The sequence below is a fragment of the Actinosynnema sp. NPDC059797 genome (assembly GCF_042732085.1).
In the GTDB taxonomy this organism is placed as follows: domain Bacteria; phylum Actinomycetota; class Actinomycetes; order Mycobacteriales; family Pseudonocardiaceae; genus Actinosynnema.
In genome coordinates this window covers 1-6,610 of record NZ_JBHWIE010000376.1, presented here as the reverse complement: position 1 = coordinate 6,610, position 6,610 = coordinate 1, and the positions used below count along the sequence as shown (strand labels likewise).

The 6,610-nt window shown below is 74.0% G+C and carries 6 protein-coding genes and 1 pseudogene; 1 reads left to right on the top strand and 6 read right to left on the bottom strand.

Annotation, left to right across the window (positions count from 1 at the left end):
- From ACFV4N_RS37560 to ACFV4N_RS37535, 6 genes are all read right to left on the bottom strand, one after another.
- On the bottom strand, positions 1 to 505 hold a 505-nt coding region (locus tag ACFV4N_RS37560), incomplete at its 3' end, for an MFS transporter (protein ID WP_499677433.1).
- 2 nt (positions 506 to 507) lie between these two features.
- Positions 508 to 1,038, bottom strand: a complete 531-nt coding sequence (locus ACFV4N_RS37555; protein WP_499677432.1) for a MaoC family dehydratase — start codon at positions 1,036 to 1,038, stop codon at positions 508 to 510.
- 14 nt (positions 1,039 to 1,052) lie between these two features.
- A complete protein-coding gene (locus ACFV4N_RS37550; RefSeq protein WP_499677431.1) occupies positions 1,053 to 2,333 on the bottom strand; it encodes an aminotransferase class I/II-fold pyridoxal phosphate-dependent enzyme in 1,281 nt (426 codons plus the stop codon).
- Positions 2,330 to 3,190, bottom strand: a complete 861-nt coding sequence (locus tag ACFV4N_RS37545) for an HpcH/HpaI aldolase/citrate lyase family protein (protein ID WP_499677430.1) — start codon at positions 3,188 to 3,190, stop codon at positions 2,330 to 2,332. The genes ACFV4N_RS37550 and ACFV4N_RS37545 overlap by 4 nt, the downstream gene beginning before the upstream one ends.
- A gap of 3 nt (positions 3,191 to 3,193) precedes the next feature.
- Positions 3,194 to 4,156 (bottom strand): quinone oxidoreductase family protein, encoded by a 963-nt coding sequence (locus tag ACFV4N_RS37540; protein ID WP_499677429.1) that lies wholly within the window; start codon positions 4,154 to 4,156, stop codon positions 3,194 to 3,196.
- Between the two features lie 215 nt (positions 4,157 to 4,371).
- Complete coding sequence (locus ACFV4N_RS37535) at positions 4,372 to 5,889, bottom strand: flavin-containing monooxygenase (protein ID WP_499677428.1); 1,518 nt, start codon at positions 5,887 to 5,889, stop codon at positions 4,372 to 4,374.
- Positions 5,890 to 5,983: 94 nt separating this feature from the next.
- Between ACFV4N_RS37535 and ACFV4N_RS37530 the strand changes: the two are divergent.
- A pseudogene (locus ACFV4N_RS37530) lies at positions 5,984 to 6,610 on the top strand (PucR family transcriptional regulator); the annotation flags it as partial.

Below are 6,610 nucleotides of genomic sequence, written 5' to 3'. Positions count from 1 at the left end.
GCAGCACGCCGCCGGTGGCGAACCCGAGCGCCATCGCCACCGCGCGGCCGGTGACCAGCAGCCCGTTGGCGCGCAGGCGGTGCTCCGACCCGACCAGGTCCGGCACGCTCGACCGCAGCAGCAGTTGGCTGGTCGTGGTCAGCGCCCCGATCGACACGGCCACCACCGGCAGCAGCGACACCCGCGCGTCGTCCGGCGCCAGCGCGAACACCACCAGCACCGCGGCCTGCGCCACGTCGCAGGTGATCATCACCGGGCGGCGCGGCAGCCGGGCCGCCACGGCGCCGCCCACCAGGCCCGCGACGAACCCGGTCGCCATCCGCAGCACCATGAACAGGCCGGTCGCGACGGCGCTGCCGGTCGCCTCGTACACGAACAGGTTCAGCGCCACCATGTTCAGGTAGCTGCCGAACGACGACGCCGCGTTGCCGCCGACCAGCAGCCGGAACCGGCGCAGGTCGCCCCGGTCGATCCCCGGCGCGGAGGCCGGGCCCCGGTCCGCCACGCTCAGTACCCCGCGGCGCGGTGCGGGTCCGCCTCGCGCGTCGGCACCAGGAAGCTGCGCTCGAAGGTCAGCACGACCTCGCCGGTCGACTTGCGCCCGGTCGTCCGGCACTGCGCGATGCCGTTGCCCGGCCTGCTCTCCGACAGCCGCTTGCCGGTGATCTCGCTCTCCGCGTAGAGGGTGTCGCCGACGAACACCGGCGCGGTCAGCCGGATCCGGTCCCAGCCCAGGTTCGCGATCGCCTTGCCGCTGGTGCTGCGCGCGGTCATGCCGCCGACGATGCTCAGCGTCACCAGGCTCGACACCAGCGGCCTGCCCCACTCGCCCTGCTCGCTGAAGGCCGCGTCGATGTGCAGCGGGGAGTCGTTCATGCTGAGCATGGACATGAGCACGTTGTCCATCTCGGTGATCGTGCGGCCGGGCCGGTGCTCGATCACCACCCCCACCTGGAGGTCCTCGTAGCAGAACCCGACGACCTCGCGGAAGCGGTTCTCCCCCACCTGCTGGAACCCGACGGGGTGGTTCGGTGGCACTGGCGGTCCTCCGGTCATAGCGACGGGGTGTCGGTCGGGTCTTGGCCCAGCAGTTCGGTGACGTGCCCGACGAAGGCGGTGATCTCCGCGGCGGTCAGGTCGGCGCGGATCATCACCCGCAGGCCCGCCTCGCCCCGGGGCACGATCGGGAAGAAGATCGCCGAGCTGTAGTAGCCCCGCCGGTACAGCTCCGCCGACAGCGCCACCGCCCGGTCCGCCTCGCCGACGTCGATCCGGCGCACCGGCAGGCCGTTGCCCGCCAGCGGCGTGGGCAGCAGCTCGTCGAACAGGTCGAGGTTGGCGCGCAGCGCGGCCTGCAGCTCGCCCAGCTCCGGCGAGCGGTGCACCTCGGCGCTGCCGAGCGCGGCGCCGATCGTGGGCACGGACACGTCCTGCGACCAGCCGAGCGGTCCGCCGTGCCGGGACAGGAACTCCGCCTTGCGCCTGCTGTCGAGCAGCGCGAGCCCGCCGCCGCTGCCGAAGCCCTTGCCCAGGCTCGTCACGACCGTGGTCAGCTCGCCGACGCCGGTGCGCGAGCGCACGTACCCCTCGCCGCGCTCGCCGACGATCGACACCGAGTGCGAGTCGTCGATGAACAGGTACAGGCCGTACCGCTCCTGGAGCTCCAGCAGGCCGTCGAGCGCCGCCGCGCCGCCCATCGAGTACGCGCCGTCGCCGACGTAGGCCACGCTCGGGTACTTGCGGCAGGTGTCGGCGATGAAGTCGAGGTCGTTGTGGTCGCAGGTCAGGACCAGGCTCTCCTCGGCGCAGATCGCCTTGACGTAGGACATGGAGAAGTGGGCGAACCGGTCGAAGACCATCACCCGCGGTCCGCCGGGCGCCATGTGCCCGGACGCCACCAGCGGCAGGATGCCCGCGGTCACCGCGGTGCACGTGGTGGCCAGCAGGACCTCCGCGCCGAACAGGTCGCGCAACTCCTCCTCCAGCCTGCCCTGGATCGTCGGGCGGATCCGGGTGGTGGAGGTCATCAGCTCGATGGTCCCGGTCTCGCGCACCGCGGAGACCACGCCCTCCAGCACCTTGGGGTGCCGGTTGAGCCCCAGGTACGAGCAGGACACCATGTTCGCGAACGCGTGCCCGGTCCCCGGCACCACCAGCCGGTTGTTCGACTCGTGCTCGACCTGGATGTCGATGAGCCCGTGGTCGGCGGCGGCCTGCCAGACCGGGTCGGAGTTGCGCACCAGGGCGCTGCTGTTGCGGAACCGGCGCGCGCCCCGCACGTCCGGCGCCTGCCCGGGTTCGAGCGCCGCGGCGCTGGAAGTCGTCTCCGTCATGGTGTGCGCGTCACGCTCCCGGTGTGGGTGAGGGGGCCGAACTCGGCGAGGAGGCGCTGCGCCGCCTCGAAGAAGGGTTTGCCGACCATGCTCCCGTCGACCGTGGTCACCCCGTCGCGGCTGCGCGTCGCGGCCGCCACCACCCGCGCGGCCTGCTCCAGCTCGGCGGCCGTCGGGGTGAACGCCTGCGTGATCGCGGGCAGTTGCTCCGGGTGCAGGGCGATCTTGCCGCTGAACCCCAACTGCTTGGCCAGCGACGACTCGTGGCGCAGCAGCGCCCGGTCGGCCAGGTCGAAGGTGGGCGAGTCGACGGCGTGCAGCTCGTTGGCCCGCGCGCTGTTCACCAGCGCCGCCCTGGCGTGCGCCAGCGGGTCCCAGGTCAGGCCGGAGCCGAGCGCGGCGGCGTAGTCGGCGGCTCCGAAGATCAGCGCGCGCAGGCCGTGCCCGGCCGCGGCGATCTCCGGTAATCGCTGCACGCCGAGCGGCGTCTCGATCACCGCGAACAGCACCGCCGCGCCGCCGAGCACCTCGGCGACGATCTCCAGGTCCCTGGGCGACTCGACCTTGGGCACCAGCACGACCTCCGGCGGCGCCGGGAAGTCCCGCAGCGCCAACAGGTCCCGCAGCCCGTCCGGCTCCACGACCGGGTTGATCCGGACCGCGCAGCGCACCGACAGGCCCCGGGCCGCGGTGAAGAACCGCACGGCGGCGCGCCTGGCCTCCTCCTTGCGCTGCGGCGCGACGGAGTCCTCCAGGTCGACCAGGCAGATGTCCGCGCCCGAGGCGTGGCAGGCGGCGAAGCGGTCGGGCGCGGTGGCCGGCGTGCACAGGACGGTCCGGCAGTAGCGGCTGAACATCCGTCAGTCCACCTCGCGCACGTCGACCAGCACTTTCCCGGTCGTCCGCCGCGCCGCGAACGCCGCGTGCGCCGCACCGACGCCGGCCAGCGGCACCACCCGGTCGATCCGCGCGGTCAGCGAACCCCGCCGCGCCAGGTCGAACAGCGCGTCGGCGATCCCGGTGAGCAGCGCGCGGTCGTCGACGACGTGCCGCATCCAGAAGCCGGCCACCCCGATCGAGCCGTCCACCAGCTCCTCGGTGCTGACGCCGACCCACCCGCAACCGGGCGCGCCGCCGCGCCAGCCGTAGGACACCAGCCGCCCGAACGGCGCCAGGCCGCGCAGCGCCGCCCTGACCTGCCCGCCGCCGGTCCCGTCGACCACGAGGTCCGCGCCGCGACCGCCGGTCACCGCGCGCAGGTCGCCGACCTCGTCCGGCGCGAGCACCACGTCGGCGCCCAGCCCGGCGACCACGGCGCGCTTCTCCGCCGTGGAGGCGACGCCGATCACCGGCTTGGCGCCCAGCGCCACCGCGAGCTGCACCGCCAGGTGCCCGACGCCGCCCGCGGCCGAGGTCACCACGACCGACTCGCCGGCGCGCACCCGGCCCGCGAGCCGCAGCGCGCCGTAGGCGGTGGCGCCCTGCTCGAACAAGCCGACCGCCTGCGCGTCGTCCACGTCGTCGGGCACCGGCACCGAGTGCGCGTCGGCGGCGGCGGCCACCTGGGCGTACCCGCCGCCCCGGCGCAGCAGCGCCACCACCCGGCGCCCGTCCCGCCTGCGCCGCCCGACCACGTCGACCCCGAGCACGGCGGGCAGCGGCAGCCCCGGCTCGGCGCCCCTGCGGTGCTCGAGGTCGTCGAAGTTCACCCCGGCCAGCGAGACGTCGACCAGGCTCGCGCCCTCCGGGCACGCGGGTTCGCCCACGCGCTCCACCCGAAGTTCTTCGGGGCCGCCGAACCGGTGCAGCACGACGGCGGCCATCCGCGGGCTCACCGACGTGCCGCGCTGGGCACGGGTGGCGGGGAGGACTTCGCCCGGACACTCGTCGACCTCGACAACGGCACGGCGGAGTCACCTCCTGCGACCGGGTGGGGCTGCCCCCGGAACCAGTCGAACATAACCGCAGCCCTCTTCGAGGGGCAACGACCCGGGCGCCGTCCAGACGGGTTCCCGATGGTGCCGTGGTCGGTGCCGGGTCACCCGAGTGCCACGCCACCACGCCTTTCGCCGTCCGCCGCCGGTGCGGCCGCGCGGGTGAAGCGCAGTTCGGGGTCGGTGACGCCGTCGGAGCGCAGCAGCTTGACGTCGGAGTGGTAGCTCATCGAGGTCAGCCACGGCATGCGGTCGCCCTGGCGCGGGAGCCGGTCCACGGCGCGCTCGACGTAGCCGGCCGCGAAGTCGAGCAACGGCCGGGTGGGCATGGACGGGTCGGCGGGCTCGGGGCGGCAGGTGTCGTACCCGTGCGCGTCCATGTGCGCCAGCAGGCGGCAGAAGTGCTCGCACAGCAGGCCGACCTTCAGCGTCCAGGACGAGTTGGTGTAGCCGATGGCGAACGCGAAGTTCGGCACCCCGGACAGCATCATGCCCTTGTAGGCGATGGTGTCGGGCAGGTGCACGGGCTCGCCGTCCACGGTGAGGTCGACGCCGCCGAAGGCCCGCACGTCCAGGCCGGTGGCGGTGACGACGACGTCGGCCTCCAGCTCGCGGCCGGACTCCAGCAGCACCCCGCGCTCGGTGAAGCCGGCGATCCGGTCGGTGACGACGTCGGCGCGGCCCTCGCGGATGGCGCGGAACAGGTCGCCGTCGGGCACGGCGCACAGCCGCTGGTCCCACGGGTCGTACGGCGGGTTGAAGTGCTCGTCGACCGGGTAGCCGGCGGGCAGCTGCCGGGTGTTGACCCAGCGGATGACCTCGCGGGCGGCCCGGGGGAAGCGCCGGCAGAACCGCCACACCGCGATGCCCTTGAGGATGTTCTTGCGCCGGGTCAGCGCGTAGCCGCGTTCCTCGCCCAGCAGCCGGCGCAGCAGGGTGGCGAGCCCGTCCTCGCGGGGCACCGGCATGACGTAGGTCGGGGTGCGCTGGAGCATCGTGACGTGCGCGGCGGTCTCGGCCATCGCGGGCACGAGGGTGACCGCCGTCGCGCCGCTGCCGATCACCACGACGCGCTTGCCGCCGTGGTCGAGGTCCTCGGGCCAGTGCTGCGGGTGGACGACCGTGCCGCGGAAGCGGTCGCGGCCCTCGAAGTGCGGGGTGTGCCCCCGGTCGTAGCGGTAGTAGCCGGTGGCGCTGAACAGCCACCCGGCGCTCAGCCGCAGCCGCTCGCCGGTGTCGGTGCGCTCGACCTCGACCAGCCAGCGCGCCGCCTCGCCCGACCAGGAGGCCGCCACCAGCCGGTGGTGGTGGCGGATGTGGGCGTCCAGGCCGTTCTCGGTCGCCGTCTCGCGCAGGTAGGCCAGGATGCGGGGCGCGTCGGCGATCGACTGCCGGTCGCGCCACGGCTTGAACTCGTAGCCGAAGGTGTGCAGGTCGGAGTCCGAGCGGATGCCGGGGTAGCGGAACAGGTCCCAGGTGCCGCCCGAGGCCGCCCGCGCCTCCAGGATCGCGAAGCTCTTGCCGGGGTGCTCGGTCTTCAGGTAGCGACCGGCCCCGATGCCGGAGATCCCGGCGCCGACGATCAGCACGTCGAGGTGCTCGACCGGCGTCTGCGTGGTCATGCGTGGCTCCCACTCGTGCGGCTGACGCCCCCAACCCTGCGTGGACCGGCCCCGCTCGCGCCAGGGCAAAACGCACCTGAATACTCTTCCCGTGGTGCACAGTGCTGCGAACGAGCCCGAGTGGCCCTCGCTGTCGCCGGAGGCGCGGCAGCTCTTCCGGCGGGGGGCCGAGGTGGTGCTGACCCTGCGCCCGGACTGGCTGGAGGAGCTGCACGCGGCGGCGCTGGGCGGGCAGCGGATGCGGCCCGTGGCGGAGGACCCGGCGCTCGCCGCGGCGACCCGGCGGGCCAACCTCGCCAACCTGCGGCACTGGGCGGCGGCCAACGTGTCCCACCCCGGGCACCGGGTGCCCGCCAACACGGCGCCGCAGTTGCTGGAGTCCGCCCGCGACCTGGTGCGGCGCGGACTCGACGAGAGCGCGCTGGAGGCGTACCGCACCGCCCAGGGAGTCGCCTGGCGGCGCTGGATGCGGATCTGCTTCGACCTGACCTCGGACCCGGAGCCGCTGCGCGAGGTGCTCGACGTCTCCGCGCTGTCCATCACCACGTTCATCGACGACACCGTCGCCGCGATCACCGAGCAGATGAAGGTCGAGCGCGCCGAGCTGACCCGCGGCACGCACGCCGAGCGCCGAGCCGCGGTCACCCTGTTGCTGGAGGGCGCGCCGATCAGCCGCGCCCGCGCCGAGGCCCAGCTCGGCTACGGCCTGACCGGCCCGCAC